The 18,279-nt window shown below is 43.0% G+C and carries 17 protein-coding genes; 10 read left to right on the top strand and 7 right to left on the bottom strand.

Annotated elements, in window-relative coordinates:
* Positions 1 to 207 precede the first annotated feature (207 nt).
* The 7 genes from M9196_RS15305 to M9196_RS15275 all read left to right on the top strand — a co-directional run bounded on the left by M9196_RS15305 (position 208) and on the right by M9196_RS15275 (position 8,541).
* Entirely contained in the window at positions 208 to 1,188 is a 981-nt protein-coding gene (locus M9196_RS15305; protein ID WP_250618405.1) for an IS5 family transposase, read from the top strand.
* Between the two features lie 433 nt (positions 1,189 to 1,621).
* The gene (locus M9196_RS15300; protein WP_250618404.1) at positions 1,622 to 2,080 is read left to right on the top strand and encodes a hypothetical protein; all 459 of its coding nucleotides are present in this window, start codon (positions 1,622 to 1,624) and stop codon (positions 2,078 to 2,080) included.
* Between the two features lie 1,056 nt (positions 2,081 to 3,136).
* Complete coding sequence (locus M9196_RS15295) at positions 3,137 to 4,894, top strand: sodium:solute symporter family transporter (protein ID WP_250618403.1); 1,758 nt, start codon at positions 3,137 to 3,139, stop codon at positions 4,892 to 4,894.
* Between the two features lie 180 nt (positions 4,895 to 5,074).
* Positions 5,075 to 5,257: a hypothetical protein gene (locus M9196_RS15290; RefSeq protein WP_250618402.1), complete on the top strand. Its 183-nt coding sequence runs from the start codon at positions 5,075 to 5,077 to the stop codon at positions 5,255 to 5,257.
* 549 nt (positions 5,258 to 5,806) lie between these two features.
* Positions 5,807 to 6,697 (top strand): AraC family transcriptional regulator, encoded by an 891-nt coding sequence (locus M9196_RS15285; protein WP_250618401.1) that lies wholly within the window; start codon positions 5,807 to 5,809, stop codon positions 6,695 to 6,697.
* A 136-nt stretch (positions 6,698 to 6,833) separates the two neighbouring features.
* Positions 6,834 to 7,532 carry a fibrobacter succinogenes major paralogous domain-containing protein gene (locus tag M9196_RS15280; protein ID WP_250618400.1) on the top strand — a complete coding sequence of 233 codons (699 nt, stop codon included), beginning with the start codon at positions 6,834 to 6,836 and terminating at the stop codon, positions 7,530 to 7,532.
* 79 nt (positions 7,533 to 7,611) lie between these two features.
* Complete coding sequence (locus tag M9196_RS15275) at positions 7,612 to 8,541, top strand: SDR family NAD(P)-dependent oxidoreductase (RefSeq protein WP_250618399.1); 930 nt, start codon at positions 7,612 to 7,614, stop codon at positions 8,539 to 8,541.
* A gap of 181 nt (positions 8,542 to 8,722) precedes the next feature.
* Here the strand turns inward: M9196_RS15275 and phnE are convergent, their stop codons facing one another.
* Genes phnE through M9196_RS15260 form a run of 3 tightly spaced genes read right to left on the bottom strand, consistent with a single transcriptional unit; the run spans position 8,723 to position 11,132 of the window.
* Positions 8,723 to 9,523: a phosphonate ABC transporter, permease protein PhnE gene (gene phnE / locus M9196_RS15270; protein ID WP_250618398.1), complete on the bottom strand. Its 801-nt coding sequence runs from the start codon at positions 9,521 to 9,523 to the stop codon at positions 8,723 to 8,725.
* Positions 9,486 to 10,283, bottom strand: coding sequence for a phosphonate ABC transporter ATP-binding protein (phnC, locus tag M9196_RS15265; RefSeq protein WP_250618397.1), 798 nt, complete (start codon positions 10,281 to 10,283; stop codon positions 9,486 to 9,488). The genes phnE and phnC overlap by 38 nt, the downstream gene beginning before the upstream one ends.
* Before the next feature lie 9 nt (positions 10,284 to 10,292).
* Entirely contained in the window at positions 10,293 to 11,132 is an 840-nt protein-coding gene (locus M9196_RS15260) for a phosphate/phosphite/phosphonate ABC transporter substrate-binding protein (protein WP_250618396.1), read from the bottom strand.
* A gap of 455 nt (positions 11,133 to 11,587) precedes the next feature.
* Between M9196_RS15260 and M9196_RS15255 the strand changes: the two genes are divergently transcribed.
* Positions 11,588 to 11,884: a Fis family transcriptional regulator gene (locus tag M9196_RS15255; protein WP_250618395.1), complete on the top strand. Its 297-nt coding sequence runs from the start codon at positions 11,588 to 11,590 to the stop codon at positions 11,882 to 11,884.
* A 113-nt stretch (positions 11,885 to 11,997) separates the two neighbouring features.
* On the opposite strand, the gene M9196_RS15250 is transcribed toward M9196_RS15255, so the two are convergent.
* From M9196_RS15250 to M9196_RS15240, 3 genes are all read right to left on the bottom strand, one after another.
* On the bottom strand, positions 11,998 to 12,336 hold the full coding sequence (locus tag M9196_RS15250) for a cytosolic protein (protein ID WP_250618394.1): 339 nt from the start codon (positions 12,334 to 12,336) through the stop codon (positions 11,998 to 12,000).
* A 193-nt stretch (positions 12,337 to 12,529) separates the two neighbouring features.
* Positions 12,530 to 13,021 carry a VOC family protein gene (locus M9196_RS15245; protein WP_135456698.1) on the bottom strand — a complete coding sequence of 164 codons (492 nt, stop codon included), beginning with the start codon at positions 13,019 to 13,021 and terminating at the stop codon, positions 12,530 to 12,532.
* A 154-nt stretch (positions 13,022 to 13,175) separates the two neighbouring features.
* Positions 13,176 to 16,160 (bottom strand): EAL domain-containing protein, encoded by a 2,985-nt coding sequence (locus M9196_RS15240; protein WP_250618393.1) that lies wholly within the window; start codon positions 16,158 to 16,160, stop codon positions 13,176 to 13,178.
* A 290-nt stretch (positions 16,161 to 16,450) separates the two neighbouring features.
* Here M9196_RS15240 and M9196_RS15235 point away from each other — a divergent pair, with 290 nt between their 5' ends.
* A complete protein-coding gene (locus tag M9196_RS15235) occupies positions 16,451 to 16,603 on the top strand; it encodes a hypothetical protein (RefSeq protein WP_250618392.1) in 153 nt (50 codons plus the stop codon).
* Positions 16,604 to 16,648: 45 nt separating this feature from the next.
* On the top strand, positions 16,649 to 17,872 hold the full coding sequence (locus tag M9196_RS15230) for a hypothetical protein (RefSeq protein ID WP_250618391.1): 1,224 nt from the start codon (positions 16,649 to 16,651) through the stop codon (positions 17,870 to 17,872).
* A gap of 71 nt (positions 17,873 to 17,943) precedes the next feature.
* On the opposite strand, the gene M9196_RS15225 is transcribed toward M9196_RS15230, so the two are convergent.
* Positions 17,944 to 18,279 (bottom strand): TrmO family methyltransferase domain-containing protein (locus M9196_RS15225; protein ID WP_250618390.1); only part of this gene is annotated, 336 nt, incomplete at its 5' end.

The raw sequence follows: 18,279 nt of genomic DNA, 5'->3' as shown, positions 1-18,279 counted from the left end.
AGCTCAGAAAGCCAATTGGTACTAAATAGTGGTACTAAACATGCGCTATCTTACTCAACGTTCTTCTTCAGGTATCTGGTACTTCCGCTATCAAGTTCCCGTCCGATTTCGATCGGCTTTGTTGAAGCGCTCAGTTAGTGACCAGTATTGACTGGCGCGTACCTTCCTTTATGCTTGTTAGACTTCATCGATTATTGTTCTAAAATCATGCCCCACAAACTCAATTTATCCAAACGACACCACTTCAAAAAACACACCTATCGACAATCTGATTATGCTAAATACAACCAAAGTCTACGTGATCGTGGCCGTATTGACATCTGGTTATCCGATGAAATCATGGATAATTGGCAGATCGAACAACGCACTTATGATGGAACTGGCTCATCGCCAAAATTCCCAGATAGCACAATCATGACCTGCCATTATTTGAGGCTGATTTTCAAGCAACCTCTCCGCCAAACTCAAGGTTTTATCGATAGTTTCTTAAAAGAAATGGGCCACACGGAGCTCGTCTGCCCAGATTATTCGTCTCTTTCAAAACGATTGTCTCAACTCGGTGTTAAGACGCCAGCATTCAAATTTACGGATAAACCAGATGAGGGGTTAGCGGCCATCGCCATTGACTCTACGGGTCTCAAAGAGTTTTGTAAGGGAGAGTGGCACCAAGAAAAACACCGCATTAACGCGAAGCGGAGTTGGAAAAAAGCCCACTTTGGTGTGGGAGAGAATCATATTATCCATGCCGCAGCTCTGACAGAGAAGAGCACCATGGACTTTCAGGTTTTGGACGAGCTTTGTGAGCAAATTGACATTGAAGTTGAGCACATTTCAGCGGATAAAATGTACGACACTGATGCTGTTTATGAAACGTTATCGAACGCATTTCCAGAAGCGGATATCGTCATTCCTCCCAAAGATAATTTGTATGCTGATGAAGCTCACCACGGAAAAAGGATGAGCAATTTGGTGGCATATTCGGCACTAGGGCCCATGCGATGGCAGAAAGAAAAACGGTATGGGAAGAGGAATGTGTCGGAAAACGCGATGCACCGTTACCAATGCATCATTGGACCCAAATTACACAGTCGAGAGTTTAATAACCAACAACAGGAAATGATGCTAGGCGCATCGATATTAAACCGATTTACGCAGCTTGGGATGCCCGACAGCTACCGGGTGGCTTAATGGCGTCAAAAGACAGAGTGCGTTGAGTACTGCAACAAAGCCCTTATGAGGTGATGATATCACCTCTAACTAAGTGACCAAATTCACCGTACCACTACAGTTTCATGATCAATCTAATCGTAGTCATCAATAGTTGTTGGTGGCTCATCGCCACCAACGTATAGCGTCCCCGTAAAAAGTGGGTTTGCTCGACGCTATTCTACGGCGCTCTCCCTGCTAGCCTATATGAAACTTTCTTTAAATCTTCGTCCCAACCTATTGAATGGTTCGATAAAGCCAACAGTTTGAATAGCCACCACGTCACTAGTGGCAATTGTAATATCTACTAACAGTTTCCATTGCAAAGAAGTCAATCAATACATTAATGATTTACGTATACTGTCGACTCTTCAGCAGATTATCTATATTTCGTCTATCTATATATGAGGTAAGTTTGGTTAAGTCTTGGTATCGGTTATTCATCGTTCTTGTTTTGGCAGTGTGTTCATACACTGCTGGTGCATACGAGTACCTGTCGCCTAAGCAAATTAGCCAAAGTAGTGATATCCATCAAATGTTGGATATCACACACGCGTATAGTTTTGATGCAGAAGAAGACATTGCTGGCTCAGATAGCGATTCTGCAAAGAACGATTACTCGGAGCTAAGCTACTACTCCCTTCCTAGGCGTGCATTTAGTGATAATCAAGACTCAAAGCGCGATTTATTGCCCGAGTACCATCTATTAATCGTATTTTTGAAGCCGTCGCTTCTTGAAGTATCGAAGCAAAACTTGTTGCTAACGTCACCACAGCTCCATTGGACAAGTCGAGCGAGTTCGTCTCGTTCACGCGTGTCTGGTTGGAAAGATACAAACACACTCTACTCACAACGTCTTCCGCACATCAGTTAACTCTTTAACTCAGAGATATATCTGAGTAACCTCATGCGCTAATCGATTCAAACAGTACAGTTACAAAATGCATATCTTGTTTGTATTTAGCTGAACGATGCCAGTCATTTCGCGTACGGCTTAGACAATTCAAGAGAGTTTGAAGTGATACGGCCATGTGGGGCAATAACCCCTCCTCGACGCATTTTATGTTAGAAGTAGCATAACGAGATAACTTCTAAGCAGGAGCCAGTATTAGTCTTTGCTTTCGTGGTGGGCCTATTCTTAAAAATGGGAGGAGGTAGGTGACGACAGACGCAGGTTACTTTAGCTTCGGGCATAGTGCCTACCATCGTCTAGTTTACCGTTGTCATGGCGGCGATATTCGCGGTTGTGAAACAGTAAGGTATATTCGCAAGTAAGCTTGGTGGTGTTTACAGTACCTTGATGTTTATGTTGATGTGATGTTGTCAGCTCTACTGTTTGAAGTGCTTATGATTTGCGTCTGTGATGCTTACAGGGGAAGGCTAGCTTGGAGCCTGCGCGTAATAGGAGGTTTACTGTCGTAATGACTGTGCTCAATGGATGGTTCGTATCACATTGCTGATATGGGTGCTCTTCGTCAGTAATTGAGGCGCTTTTTCTCTTCTTCAAAGACAAGCCCCGCGCTTTGCCTATATTTTATAGGTTATCCTTATTTTTGTTTAAATAGACTTTGGACTTATTCTTTAGTTTTTAATTAAACAGGTCTCTACCTCTATAGTTAATTGTATTAAGTCAATTAAGGCGTGAGTCTTTGTTGGGGTATAATTATTTTCAATTTAATGATGATGTGTATATTCAATTATGCCTTAAGGTTCCTAGAAGTTTTTAAATTATTTTAAGTGAAAGTTTAAAAATATTTATTTGTGCTGGATTTACTTTATTTTATCATTAAATGTATGATTTTTAAGGTTTTTTATGATTGTAAAAGGGGTGATCTACATCTCACGCAAGGTATTAAATACTACAATTTAACTGTATTTATGCGTAACCTTCTCATCGTTAATTATTCTTGATGTGAAAGGTTAGATAATAATGAATATTGATACTATCGTGGTACTTGCTTACTTTATATTCTTAATAGCAATAGGGTGGATGTTTCGTAAGTTCACCACCTCCACCAGTGATTACTTTAGAGGTGGTGGTAAAATGCTTTGGTGGATGGTAGGTGCAACCGCCTTCATGACCCAATTTTCGGCATGGACGTTTACGGGGGCGGCAGGACGTGCATTCAGCGACGGTTTCGTTGTTGTGATACTTTTCTTGGCCAATGCATTTGGTTATTTCTGCAACTATATGTACTTTGCACCAAAGTTCAGACAGCTTCGTGTTGTCACCGCAATTGATGCTATTCGCATGCGTTTCGGTCGTACTTCCGAGCAATTCTTTACGTGGGCGGGTTTGCCAGACAGTCTGATTTCATCGGGTATTTGGTTAAATGGCCTTGCAATCTTTGTTGCGGCAGTCTTCGACATTCCAATGGAAGCCACAATCGTTGTTACTGGACTTGTTTTAATGTTGATGGCGGTAACGGGCGGCTCTTGGGCTGTTGTTGCCTCTGACTTTATGCAAATGCTCGTGATCATGGCTGTGACCATAACTTGTGCTATCGCTGCATACTTCTATGGTGGTGGTATTGGTAACATTGTTTCAAACTTCGAAGGCAACTTCTTTGTTGGTAACAACTTAAATTACATGAGCATCTTTATCCTCTGGGTTGTTTTCATCTTCATCAAACAATTTGGTGTAATGAACAACAGTATCAATGCCTACCGTTACCTTTGCGCAAAAGACAGTGAAAATGCTCGCAAAGCAGCCGGTCTTGCATGTGCGCTTATGATTATTGGCCCAATTATCTGGTTCTTACCCGCATGGTACGTTGCTGCATTCATGCCTGATTTCGCTTCAAGTTATGATGTAGGTGCTGATGCTGCATACCTTGCCTTTGTAGAGAAATTAATGCCTGCTGGTATGGTAGGACTACTCATGTCAGCGATGTTTGCGGCAACGATGTCTTCTATGGACTCGGGGTTAAACCGTAACGCCGGCATCTTTGTCATTAACTTTTATAATCCAATCTTGCGAAAAAATGCTTCACAAAAAGAATTGATGATCGTAAGTAAACTGACAACCGTATTGATGAGTTTTTTCATCATAGCTATCGGTCTATTTATCAATTCGCTGCGAGATCTGAGCTTGTTTGACGTAGTTCTTAACGTGGGTGCATTGATAGGGTTCCCAATGTTGATTCCAGTACTGTTGGGTATGTGGATTCGCAATACGCCTGATTGGGCTGCTTGGGTAACTTTGATAGTTGGTGGTTTCGTTTCTTACTTCTTTGGTATTTCTTTAGAAGCACATCACATTGAAAGCTGGTTTGGTCTTGAGCAAACACTTAGCGCGCGTGAATGGTCTGATTTAAAGGTGACATTGAGTCTAGCGGCGCACGTTGTGCTTACCGGTGGCTTCTTCTTAACGATTGGCTTGATATACAAAGATCGAACATGTCGTACTCCTGAACGTGAAGCTGAAGTGGACGAGTTATTCGAAAATTGGAATACACCGATTGTGGCAGATTCAGAAGATCAGCAAGACTTAGATACTAAGCAACGCAGTATGCTAGGTAATCTGATTTGTGTGGCAGGTTTCGGCATCTTAGCGATGGCATTGATTCCCAATGAGCCAACAGGCAGAGGGCTGTTCTTATTGTGTGGCTCTATTGTTCTAACAGTGGGTGTGCTGTTGGTGACAGCAGCGAATAAAGGTCGTTCCCAAGAGGTGGCGTCACAGTAATCCTGATTCATTAGATTAAGTCCTGTTGATTAAAAGCTTCTGCTTCGGTGGAAGCTTTCTTCGCGCTTAATACAATGATTGTCACGAATCGATCTATCTATAATCTAAACGGTTTGCTCTCAAGTCAGGTCCGATAATGACGATTGTTGTTCGGGTAAATTAGCAGCAAAGATAATAAACATGAATAAAATCAATAGAATACCATTGTCAGATAAAACATTTCAGGAGTGGCTAGTGACGAAGCGAGAACTAGAAAAGATTCAAGCTGAACTCGAGGTTCAACATAGGGAAAACACTAAGCTCACTCCACTTGAAAACTTCTTAAAAGAATGGAAAAAGAAGCCGAATGCCAACGCATTATAGGTGATCAGTATTATATTAAATTACATTCTTGGAGAGTTACCCGATGAGAAAAAAACTACCAGTATAGGCACTATGCAACTTAATAATTGTTCCTGTCTTTGGCGTGCAATCACAACCATTCGATTCTGACCTAAACCAGTGAAAGATCACGAGCTCAGACAGCCAATTGGATTTCTATGGCAGGGGAAAAGCGTCGTCGGCAGCAGACTTACTCCCCTATCTGCAACGATTCTCCTGATGGGATGCCTCAAAGCCAACTCCGCTGTTTGCTCTGGTAATGACATATGTTTTGCCTTTAAGCGACTTAATGCGCTTTGGATTCTAATCGCTCTGGACTCCAACCTTTTTTCCCAAATCGTTGAGTCGTCATGATGTGAATTTCTCTAATTGTTTGAGTTGATTGATAACGATGTAAATTAATTTGCATGCCACTATTCGTGGGAGTATTGTTTAGTAGAGTTAACTATATATCTCAATTTAATGTAAAAGTGGGCGTATTTACCTTTAAAAGATGCCTATTTGTATCGGTTTGGTTGTTTGGATAAAAATATGAAGCAGAGAATTAGGCAATTAGTTGACAGCCGAATCACTGATGACGGTATGGTCGCAACAGGAATAAAAGGCGTTAGCTTGTTCAGAGTGACTCACTCGATGCCCTGTGCTCCAGCGGTTTATGAACCTACCGTAATAGTGATATTGAGCGGTAAGAAAGAAGCGATCCTTGACGGCGAACATTACGTCTATGACAGCAGCCAATATATGTGCTGCACAGTGCCTTTGCCCGTTGAAGCGGGGACTCCAGAAGCTTCGCCAGAAGACCCGTTGTTAGGCGTCTATATCTCCCTGGATACTAAGGTGATGACTGAATTGGCTATTGAAATGGAAAGTACAGCAGGTGCGATAAAGCTACCAAATAAAAGCTCACAGCCACCGGGTATGTCACTGGCTAACTGGGACGACACCTTTTCTGACGCGTTACTAAGATTGCTTCAACTTGACGAGAACCTAGCAGATACGGCTATCTTGGGTGAAAACCGCTTGCGCGAGTTGTACTACGCAGTATTAAAGGGTGATGCGGGTATCTCAGCAAGAAGAGCCTTTGGTATCGGAAACGAAATCGCCAAGTCAATTGAGTACCTATCACTTAACCTTAGCAAAAACGTTACCATCGATGAGCTCGCTTCTTTAGTTGGCATGAGTCGTGCGGTTTTTCATCGTAAATTTAAACAAGCTACGCGGATGTCCCCTATGCAGTTTATGAAGTCGATGCGCTTAAACAAAGCTGCTATGAAGATAGCAACGGGTATGACCGTGAACGAGGCGGCGATGGAGGTAGGGTATGTCAGTTCATCTCAGTTTAGCCGTGAATTTAAACGTATGTACGGCCAATCACCAAAGCAATGGAGTCAATCAAAGGACTTGTTAGAGAGGATTGCTTAGTTATCGAACTATATGATGGCATATCCTAAAATATACAATTGATACAAATAGGCATTTTTTAAAGACTATTTCGCCTAGTTTATATACTGGTTGATAGATATAGTAATCTCATGACGTCAACGAAGGGTGACTTGTCGTGAAAAAAATTATTTTATCTATGGGAGTCAGTATGGTGCTTACTGCTACAACCTCTGCTAATGACATCAACAACGCGCTTTACCAGCTAGAAGACTCGGTGCAGGACAAGGAAGGTAATCGTTATCGAACTGTGACTATCGGTGATCAGGTTTGGTTAGCGGAAGGATTAAGAAGCACCAAATTTCAAGATGGTTCAGCTGTTAGCTCAGGCGTAATTCCGAAAGATGAAGAAGCTAATTTGTTGAAATATGGCCGATTGTACAGCTGGCATGACGTCGCAGATGAAAGAAAATTATGTCCAGAAGGCTGGAGAGTGGCGACCGATGAGGATTGGAAGACGCTTGAGCGAACCATTGGGATGCCCGAAGAGGAACTTCATCAAGAAGGCTGGCGCGGGAAGGACCAAGAACTTGGTTTGCAACTGAAAGAAGCACAAGCTGATGGTCCATTTAAGAAAGTGGATCAGTCTTTGGTCAACAAACATAACTTTTTTGCAAGGCCTGCAGGTGTGAAGTGGAATGGCTGGTATATCACTGAGGGGGCTTATACCGAGTTTTGGACAGCAAGCAGTGCGTCCGAAAGCAAAGGTATTATTCGCACATTAGCCTACGCTTGGTGGAATACACATACGGGTGAAATTCGTCGTGCAACCAGCTCAAAAGGCTACATGTTTAGTGTTCGCTGCGTAAGAATTTAAATTCAAATCAGCCACCTTCTTTAATATATCAACGACTCTTTCACTTCTGTTCTTCTATTGCTAAAACTAGGTATTCAATATGACTTATTCATCAATTTTAATTACTGGCGCTAATTCTGGACTCGGATTTGAGGCTGCTAGACAGTTCGCTCAAAGCAAAGGTATTTCCAAAATTATTTTGGCATGCCGAAGTGAAGCGCGAGCTGAAGAGGCGCTTCATCAATTAGAAGAGCTAACGGGCAAGAAAATTTTCGAAACGTTAATAGTCGATGTGAGTGACTTAGAGTCATGTCGAAAGGCGGCGGAAAATCTTGATAGCAGAGTTGATGGCATTGTACTGAATGCGGGCGGGGCAGGCGGCTCTGAGCCCACACAGCTTACAAAAGATGGTGTCATTTTTACCTTTGCAGTTAATGTGTTAGGAAATATCCATTTAGCTGAGCGTTTAATGGATAACGGTAAGCTAAGCAAAGGGGGCTCGGTCATGTATGTCGCCAGTTTTGCTGCAAGAGGTGCCCCTGAGATTGGCGCTGCGAAACCACCCATTACAGAAGGTTCTTTAGAAGAGTGGACATCGGTTGTAAACGGAGAAAAATTTGCCAATAACAAGGCGTATACTGACCACTATGGATCGGTAAAACTTATGGGTGCCCTATGGACTATGAGTATGGCGCGCAAACATACTAACTTTAGGTTCGTCACTGTTGATCCAGGAATGGCTGCGGGTACATCGGGGGCTGATGCTTTCCCTTGGTATCAAAAGTGGGTGACCAATGCCACAATGCGAGTTATGCAGTTCCTTGGTCGAGCACATTCTGTTGAAGTGGGCGCTAAACGTTACGTCGATGTGATGCTAAATAAAGAGGACTTTGAATCTGGTATTTGGTGGGGCAGTGAAAAAGGACTCACAGGTAAGTTGGCAAACCAAGTAACACATTGGCCGGAGATTATTGGCAAGGAGTCAGTTCAAGATAATGCTGATATTGTCATTCATGAGTTTATAAAGTAAAAATTCACCCACGACTCGAATGTGATGGGGTAGTGCTTTTTTAAGGGCCTCATCCCATTTCTACCCGTTCAATCTAACTAACAGACGTCTATTAATCGGTCGGTGGCTATTTAGGTTGATAAACAAAAGGCGGCCAGTAAATTGGCTACCTTTTGCTTTTCACTCAGTATTCAGGTTTCACTTACATGATTTTGCGACGAATCATACCGGAAACGCGTTCAACACCAATCACGACGACTAAGATTGCCAGGATGACAGTAAGCGCTTGGTCATAGCGGAATAGGTTCATTGAAGCTGATAGTTCAACACCAATACCACCAGCACCCACTAAGCCGAGTACTACTGCACTGCGCACCGCTTTTTCAACAGAGAATAAGCTTGTGGCAACAAATGACGGCAGACACTCTGGGATCACCGCTCCCATGACAATGCCGCTTCGCTTCGCGCCAATCGCGTTCAACGCGTGACTCGGCCCTGGGTCAATCTCTTCAATGCGTTCAGCAAAAAAACGCGCACAGAAGCCGATGGTATCCATGACAATGGCTAGGATGCCAGCGAGGGGACCAAGACCAACCGAGATAACAAACACTAGAGCCCAGACAAGATCAGGGATAGTACGAAATGCTGAAACTAGGTTAATGGCGATCATGCGAACGAGCGGATGTGGCGCGGTATTACGTGCACATAGTAGTGCCATAGGCAGACTTAAAATAACACCAAAAACCACACCAACAATCGCCATCTGGAAGGTTTCTAGCATCGCTTTAGCGATCACATCCACTCGACTAAAGTTTGGTGGGAATGCATCGCCGAGGAAAATGCTGAGGTTTGATGCGCCGTTGACCAGACGATCACCTGTGATGTTTGCTGAAGCGAAACCGTTGACAAAGAATGCCAGCAGAATGATAGCAATCAACCAGGTTGAGATCGACGGTGACTCAAGCCTAGGCGGTAACGATTTGAGGTTTGATGATTGGTTCATTGTTCTCTGCCACAGTTGGGTTTTTAGTTTGGTACAGGTCTTCGATGTCAGCGTCTGAAATGGACGCCGATGGCGCGTCAAAAAGCAGCTCACCTGAATTTAAGCCAACAAAACGTTCGCCAAATTGGCGAGCAAACTCTATCTGGTGAAGGACGCAAGTGACGGACATGTTGCGCTCTTTGATCACTGACCACAGCAGCTCCATGACTTCTTGACCAGCTTTCGGGTCAAGGCTGGCCACAGGCTCATCGGCGAATACGACCTCAGCATCTTGCATCAACATACGTGCGATGGCGACGCGCTGCTGTTGACCACCCGATAGGGTATCAGTACGGCGTCCAGCGAGGTGGGCGAGCCCGACTCGGTCTAGGGCGTCCATAGCGTGAAAACGGTCGGCTTTTGTAGCGGTCAAGGTATTACAGGCCCAATAACTCTTGCGACCCATCATGCCAAATAGCACGTTTTGCAGTACGCTTAAGTTACCGACCATGTTGAACTTCTGGAACACACAACCGATGCGCTGACGCAAAGCACGCAACTCACGACTCGGCGCGTTAGCCAGGTTAGTACCATCAAGGACAATCTTACCGGAGGTGATAGGTTCAATACCGGTCAGGCACTTCATCAAAGTGGATTTCCCACAACCATTGTGACCCAGAATGATAACGCCTTCACCGGGCTCAACACTAAAGCTGAGCCCGTTGAGTGCACGCGTACCATCGCTGTAAGTCTTTTTTAAATCAACTACATCTAGACGCATAGAAACCACTTAATCAAGAAGAGCGTATGATTCACGAACAATGTCGTAGACCGTGTCATTAACCGTGATCATCTCTGCGCCCACGTACTTTTTACGTTTGCCTGGAGCAAGAATCGCTTGTAGTAACCCATCGGCGTCATCCATGAACTTTTCTTGGATAAAATCAGCACACTGCTGAGAGATATGTGGACCGGCCACAAATGGGTCACCAGGCATGGTTTGGCTTTCGGCTACGATCTTGTATTTACCCTCACCTTGCTGCTCGACAAAAGGGGCAAAGTCACGAATACCGGTACCAACCGCATCCACTTCACCGGAGGCAAGGGCTTGCATACGAGCACCATCAAGTAGACTGATACTCACATCGCGGTCTAGGTCGATGCCTTCTTTGTGTAGCATGTACATTGGCATAATATGGCCAGTAGTCGAGCCATGGTCCTTCATCGCAATGTGTTTGCCTTTTAAGTCCTCAAGGGAGTTAATATCACTGTCTGTAGGCGCAATAAACACGGAATAATATTCTGGGCGTACCACCGCACTGATAGGTTTGATGCCTTCTACGTGCTCACTCATCAGCACATACTCTGACGGACCGGCCAAAACGATATCAACCTGATTAAAGCGAAGGGCGTTAATAGCTGTGGTGCGGTTACCTACAGGGAAAAACTCGACGTTCACCCCAAGGCGTGATTGGACTTCTTCGACGAACTGCTGATAGGTCAGCTGCAGTTCTTCTGTCCCCTCGATTCCAGTGTCGGCAAAACGTAATGTGTCTGGGCAGGCCGCAATGGCTGATGTTGCTGAGATAGCCGCAGTCAGCGCGGCGATTTTGATCATCGTGTTTTTCATAACTTAATTTCCGTATTCAAGATGCAAACTAAGATAAATCTGCTTTGTGACAAAAATAATGAAATGCATTACATTTTGATTAAGTGGTCAGACCAATTGTAAGTGGTTATTACATGGGTCAATGGGGTATCGGCATTTTGTTTTTTTTAGAAGTAGCTTTATGAAATAATTAATAAAAGTATCAATATTTGACGATGGAAGCATAATATTTGATGAGCCACCTGAATTTGATGAGGCATCTGAAGCTAACGGCCAAGGGGTATTGGTGACTTACTTTTCCCTATTTATAGCGCTAACTATGTGGCCATCTTTACTCAATCGTTACAGCCCCATGATGTGAGACTTCCAAGTAATGCTATAAATACTTTGCATTTGAAGCAGCTAAAGTGCCCAATAGCGCTTAACCAATGCCGACCGATAACTTTGTTCAAGATGTTAAATAGGAAGTTTGCTTCATGCGTAAATCAGACAAGAAGATCGAAAATCAAATTAGAGACGTGTTAACCGACGTTTGTGAAGATACGTTAAAAGGTTACGAGGGTTTTCTTTGGGTCACTCATACGGTCAAATTCTGTTCTTTTCCACAGAGCTTAAAAATTGTTTGCGTATTTGAAACGAATCAAGATAGAGCAAACTTTTTAATGGGAGAAGGTCAGCTTCATGTTTCAAGCACTATCCAAAAGGCGTTTGGTAAGGTTGGAGTCCAATTGAAGAACGCAGACAAACAAATCAGTTACGATACACGCAGCTAAACCGCGAGTTTGGTCATCAAAGAAAGTGAATTGACTTTGTAATGGGAATCTAAGGCTTTATATGACGAATTTGATATAAAGCCTAACCTCTGACTCAGAGCGATGAAAAGTTTTTAGTCCATTCGGGTTATAAAGGTTTGCTCGTCATCCACAAAAGCCACGAAGCCGCCGTGATAGATAAACACGCGACCACGCCCCTCAACAAGGCAGGCAAGCTGTGGGTTTAAATCTTCCTCGTTATCTTTGCTTTGAAAAGTGCCGGTATCGGTAATTACGCCGCTGAGCGTAGGTAAATATCCATAAGCACGCTTGGCTTGACCAATTAGGTCTAATTCGCTGGTGGTAGAAAAACAAGAGGGGATCGCACCGGCTTCTTCGACAAATAGAGTTTTCAGCTCTTCAAAAGCTGTAATCACCAGCCAGTCGATGCCATTAACATGATGGATAAACATTTTTATATATACCTAGTTTCTCGGTCATACTGATACGGAGATTCTACCACTATCAGAGGGAGAGCGTAGTGGAGATTTAGTTGCTCCTAGTCGACTAGCCTTTTAATGTGGAATAACTAACGTGAAATAAAAAATGCCCATTAGTTCATACAACTAATGGGCATCGAATATGACAACGTAGCGAATGAGTAAATTACTCGTAATCAGTCGCGTAAGTATCTTCGTATGTGTGTGAGTAGAATTCGAATAGGTTACCAAACGGGTCTTCTAGGTATACCATTTGTGCTTGTTTTAGTTCGTCTTCTGGGTGGTAACGCATGATGTCCATACGAACCTTACCGCCATACTCTTCAACGCGCTTGATTGCTGAATGAAACTGCTCTTTTGGAAGCTGTAGACAGAAATGGAAGATACCTAGACGAGAGAAGTCAACGTCGTGACGCTCTTGACGGTCTTTCATTTCGAATAACTCAACACCGATACCATCGCTAGTCACTAGGTGAGCAATGTTGAAGCCCTTAAAGCCTTCGCCAAATACAGCAATACACATGCGGCCGATTGCCGATTCGCGCTCTTCCATCACTTTAGTGTTGTTCATTACAATGCGAAGGCCTAGTGCTTTCGTGTAGAACTCTACCGCTTTGTCCATATCGCCAACCATGATACCAACGTGATTCATTTTCATAACTTTCTCCAACTTATAGGAATTTTTTCGTGTTTTGTTTCGATGAGGAGAGTATATGGAAACCCCTCTATTTATAAAAATTATCATAAATTATCAATATAATAATTTTATGTAATTAAATGATGGACACGTTTGATGGGATTGCCATTAATTCTTATGACGATCTAACATGATCGATGTGGAGACGGTTATTATGTTGGCAAAATGCAATATACCGGTTGCTAGGAAGTGGGCGGCTAAACAGAAATCCTTGCCCCCAACGGCAACCGTGTTTAAGTAGAAAGCGCATTTGTTCCTTAGTCTGTACGCCTTCGGCTATGACGTTTAGACCTAACTCATTAGCCATCTGTAATGTTGACGAGACAATCGTCATATCATCAGCGTTAAGTTGATTAATAAAGATGCGATCTATTTTTAAGCTATCAACGGGTAACTGCTTTAAGTAGCCTAATGATGAGTAACCAGTACCATAATCATCAATGGCGATTTTAACTCCAATTTTCTTCAATTCCGTAATTAGCGTAATGGCATGGTGTATATTTTTCATTAGCACGCTTTCAGTCACTTCAAGTTCTAGCAACTCTGCAGCGATACCATATCGTTGCAGTGACGTGGTGACATCTTGAATGAGCCTTCCAGACATGAGTTGTACAACCGACACATTGACGGATACTTTTTGGTGATAGATACCTTGGTCACACCACTTTGCTATTTGCTTACAAGCTTCTTCAATCACCCAAGCGCCAATTGGGATAATTTCCCCTGATAACTCTGCAATAGGGATGAATGAATCCGGCTGAATAACGCCATAAACAGGATGATTCCAACGCAGTAAACATTCACATCCAATGTGTTGACCAGATGCAAGTTCAATCATAGGTTGGTAATACAACTCGAACTGGTTGTTGTCTAACGCTTGAGGCAGTTCCGATTCTATAAATAACTTCGCTCTTGCTTGTTTCCTCAATATATTGGCATAGCAAAAATAGCCTGCTGATGTCTCTTTGGCTTTATACATCGCGGTGTCGGCGGCACGAATCAAATCGTGAACATTGTCACCATCTTTAGGGTAGGCTGCGATGCCGATACTGGTGGAGATAATCAGCGACTCATTGTCAATTTTAATCGGTGTTCTTAAACCAAGAATCAGTTTTTTTGAGATGTCGATGGCTTGTTCAATATTGGTCAAGTTTTCTAACAGGATAGTGAATTCATCACCACCGAAACGGGCCAATACATCACTTTTCCTAAGGTTTTTGGCGAAGTTATTCGCCACTTCTATTAGTAACTGATCACCAAAATCATGCCCCAAGCTGTCATTCACATGTTTAAAGCGATTCAGATCTAAAAATAGTATGGCGACTATCTTGTTAGAGCGCTCAGCTAAGGTCAGTGCATGGGTGGTTTGTTCTATAAACATACGCCGATTAGGTAAATTGGTGAGTGAGTCGTTGAATGCATACTTTTTGAGTTGATCTCTCGACGCCTCCAATTCTTTTGTGCGTTGCTTGACCTGTGTAGAGAGCACCTTGTGGTTACTGAATAACGTAATAATGAGCAGAACACATAAGGCTCCAAATGCGGATTTAAAAACAAGAAACATGACAGAATCATGGGTCTGAAATTGGGTGAGTACTTCAGGCGAAACGGAGAGTATTACCTTCCAATTTCGAGTCGCAACATGCTGAATAAAGGAAAACTCAATGGCGTTGTTAGCCTCGACCCCATTGAAAAGAGCGGAGTGGTAAATCACTTCATCGTTAGCATCGGTATCGAGTATTTTTACATTCATGAAATGCGCTGAGGTATTGTCTAGGCTCTCGCTAACAATATCACCAACGACAAAAACGCCCACAGCAAACCCTGATAAATTAAAAGAGCGAGTTAGGTGTTCATTGTTAAGTGATGGCCCCTGGTTGATAGGAGCAAAAATTAAAAAACCGGACTCCTTTTTATTAAGTTGAACCAGTTGGATTATTTCGGTTGCGATGGGGGAGTTTTGGTTTTGTGCTTTAATCATCGCTTCTCGTCGTGCAGCGTTAGAGAAAACGTTAAAGCCAAACGCCTTTTCATTGGTTGCAAAGGGCTCAATCCATTTAACCACAACGAAAGGGTCTTCCGGGTGCAGTGGGTTACCTCGGACCGTAAAGGTTTCAGTAATCTGCTTAGTGACGCTATCTTTAAATCCGGCAATTTGATGTTGCTCGACGATAGGGTTCCAAGAAAACGCCCTAATTCCTTGCATTTGATTAATGAGTGGCAAAGCGATACGTTGAAATTCGTCACGGGTGATGTTGCTGTTGCCTGAGAGATTTCGTGCAAGTAAGGCAAGGGAGTGTAGATAGTTCTCTACTTGGTGGTTGAGATCTTTTTCAATGAGCTCTGAATGAATTTGGAGTTTATTGATACTGTTGTTTCGTATTGATTCATCGGTGTATTTTTGAATACTAACAAGAGCAATCAATACCAATAGTAAAGGGAACGCCAAAGCTTTATAGCGAGTTAATGTTTGGGCAAACGGGTATCGAGAACGCGAGAATATCAAAACAACGGGCGTTACGATGATCACACCCAAAAAATCACCTAACCACCAAATTACCATGTTTGTCCAATAGGGGCCTTGAATGCTTTCCAATAGAGGGGGGTCGATCAATATACTCCCAATCGAGCTGGCAATCAGGCAGCACAGTAATGCGAACCCAATAAATTTCGCGACTTTACCAAGGTTGGGAGCATCAAGAATATCGATGGAAAGGTAATTTAATAGACGATAGTTAATCCAAGCTTGAAGGGCTGAGCCCATACCCATAGCAATCGATAATGGTAGGCTCGCGAACACGGAACCGTTATCGCTGAAGAGGTGAATACCAAGGTTAAAAATAATAGAGCCTGCGATAATCACAGGTACAAAGCGAGTCTGCCATAGTATGCAACCCGCTAGCGCAATACCTGCTGGTGGCCATAGTGACACCACTTGGCTTTGCGGGCTAAACGAAGAAAATAAATACGCCGATAAAACGTAAAGAGCAAACATACTCAGATAGGCGAAACCCAGTACGGGAGCATTGTATTCAAGTCGTGTTGGTGAGTCTGATGTCGTCTCTTTTTTATTATAAATATACTTATCAGCAATGTTCATTAAAAGTACCGAATTATTGTTGTAAAGCCAAGTTAGTGCCATGAGAAAAACACGATTAACATAGTTACAAAGTAGACGAATTTTTAAAGGTATCTCTTTCAGTTTAGAAGAGGTTTATTTGTTTCGCCCCGTGAATCAAGCATATTATTTATGAGACTTCGACTTCCCTGCTTTGTCTTTACTCATTTACACGTTTCCCGATGAGTAAAGCAGTGTAAATGTACTGTTTAAGAGAAGTATCTTAGCTAAACTAATTAAGTCAGTTGGTTACCGTTAATAGGGCTTATAGGATGGGCATTTTTCAGTTGGTTTTAGCAATAACATTATTGGCGTCTTCATCCATAGCGATGGCTGAAGATAATGGAATGATCCGTGATATTACTCAGGAGCATGTCGATGAAAAAGCGTTGACTGATGCAATGGCTTCACGAACGTTGTCTTGACTAACCGGAAGCTCATCGAATAATGACTATATGTCGGTTGGCCGTATGGCGAATTATTTTGGTTTCGTTGGCTTGCGTGTTGCTAGTGGGCATAGTTTATCTAGGAGTCAAGTTGCCAAGCAAACCTTATCTGTTCTTGACGTACAGCAGCGCCATGCTTTGATATCGTTGCTCGAGCATCAAAAAGCACCCTTTGATCAAGTCGTCGAAAGTCGTTTTGCTATGAACAGAGCATTAGACGGGCTATTAATTGGAGAGCGTGTTTCTGAAGAACATTTTCTTACGTTAGGGCAGCGTTATGGTCAGCATGAAGCGCAACTTGGTGAAGTCATCGCTGAGGCCTTTGGAAAAATTATCCAAACGTTAACGACAGAACAGAAGCAACAGCTCGATGCTATACGACATGCTCATCTCAATGGGAAAGGGCAAGAGTTGGCATTAGGTCACCCTAAACCAAAGATTAAACTCAATAAAGATGACAAGAAAGAGCTTACCAATCTTGCGGCTCGTTTATTAAGTTGGTCTACGGGTAATGAGGCGTTTAATGATTTTGAGGTGGTGGGAAAGCCAAGCCAACACTTTGGCTTTGTTAGTTTGAGAATTTCGTCTAACCACGGAATTAAACGAGGTCAAGTTTCTAAGGAGGTCATGTCATTACTCACAGAAGATCAACGGAAAATCTTAAAGGATGCTGCGCAAAGTAATATTGCTGAGTTTAATCATTTTCTTGAACAACGTGGAAGCCTAATGCGCACGTTAGAAGTCGCACAAAAAGGCCAAGCGATTGAAAGCGAAAACGTCATTAGATATGGTCGTGACGTTGGCGAGCTTGAAGCTAACATGACTTGGCAGCAAGCAATGGCGATGTTAACCGTGAGATCGTCATTAACGGATGAACAATCACAATCTCTACTCAGGATTCGCAATAAATACACCGCATCAGGTGGTAAAAATTTGCCGAAAAATAGCGTAGAGAGAGGCCGACAACTTTACTCACAATGTAGCTTATGCCACTCAAGTCGCTCTATTTCTGCACCCAACTTAGACGCTATTGTCGGTCGAAAAGTGGCGTCAGATGAAAGCTTTAACAACTACTCTACGGCAATAGTCGATTTCTCTGATAAGCATGATACTTGGACAGAGTCATTGCTGAAGCAATTCATTGCGTCACCTAAGGCACTGATACCAGGAACATATATGGGGTTCACGGGCCTACAGGATACGAAGGATCAACAAGCGTTGGTCGACTACTTAAATTCATTGAAGTAGTGCTTACCATTATCCATGGCTTGCGAATGCAGCCAAGTCATGGATTTATTTGGGCTCAGAACCGACTTCGCTCAGTTAGCCTTTTCTTTATATATGGCAGGTCTAATATCAATTAAAGGCGTATTATCCAAGCAATCGAGTCCCCGGACGGTAATGACACCATTGTCGATGGCGTCTATCGGTAATACTGCCGCCCCGATAGGGTTAGGGCGGTGGGGGGACCGAAGTGCAAATGTCCCTTTGCTATCACCATTTCTTGCTACTTGAAGTATTGGGTTACGCTGTGCATCTGATAGCCAATAGAGCACAAGAATATTATCGCTTATGGCTAGCCCTTTTAAACCTTGTTTGAACTCATCAAAAAGCGTGATCTGACACGTGACTCCCTGAGCCTGAATATTGTTTGG

It is taken from the genome of Vibrio methylphosphonaticus, assembly GCF_023634655.1.
GTDB classification, from domain to species: Bacteria; Pseudomonadota; Gammaproteobacteria; order Enterobacterales; family Vibrionaceae; genus Vibrio; species Vibrio methylphosphonaticus.
This window is presented reverse-complemented; position numbering and strand designations above follow the sequence as displayed.

Coding starts and splice junctions, on each gene's coding strand:
- M9196_RS15305 (WP_250618405.1), top strand. CDS start 208: ATGCCCCACAAACTCAATTTATCCAAACGACACCACTTCAAAAAACAC.
- M9196_RS15295 (WP_250618403.1), top strand. CDS start 3,137: ATGAATATTGATACTATCGTGGTACTTGCTTACTTTATATTCTTAATA.
- M9196_RS15290 (WP_250618402.1), top strand. CDS start 5,075: ATGAATAAAATCAATAGAATACCATTGTCAGATAAAACATTTCAGGAG.
- M9196_RS15285 (WP_250618401.1), top strand. CDS start 5,807: ATGAAGCAGAGAATTAGGCAATTAGTTGACAGCCGAATCACTGATGAC.
- M9196_RS15275 (WP_250618399.1), top strand. CDS start 7,612: ATGACTTATTCATCAATTTTAATTACTGGCGCTAATTCTGGACTCGGA.
- phnE (WP_250618398.1), bottom strand. CDS start 9,523: ATGAACCAATCATCAAACCTCAAATCGTTACCGCCTAGGCTTGAGTCA.
- phnC (WP_250618397.1), bottom strand. CDS start 10,283: ATGCGTCTAGATGTAGTTGATTTAAAAAAGACTTACAGCGATGGTACG.
- M9196_RS15260 (WP_250618396.1), bottom strand. CDS start 11,132: ATGAAAAACACGATGATCAAAATCGCCGCGCTGACTGCGGCTATCTCA.
- M9196_RS15255 (WP_250618395.1), top strand. CDS start 11,588: ATGCGTAAATCAGACAAGAAGATCGAAAATCAAATTAGAGACGTGTTA.
- M9196_RS15250 (WP_250618394.1), bottom strand. CDS start 12,336: ATGTTTATCCATCATGTTAATGGCATCGACTGGCTGGTGATTACAGCT.
- M9196_RS15245 (WP_135456698.1), bottom strand. CDS start 13,021: ATGAAAATGAATCACGTTGGTATCATGGTTGGCGATATGGACAAAGCG.
- M9196_RS15240 (WP_250618393.1), bottom strand. CDS start 16,160: ATGAACATTGCTGATAAGTATATTTATAATAAAAAAGAGACGACATCA.
- M9196_RS15235 (WP_250618392.1), top strand. CDS start 16,451: ATGGGCATTTTTCAGTTGGTTTTAGCAATAACATTATTGGCGTCTTCA.
- M9196_RS15230 (WP_250618391.1), top strand. CDS start 16,649: ATGGCGAATTATTTTGGTTTCGTTGGCTTGCGTGTTGCTAGTGGGCAT.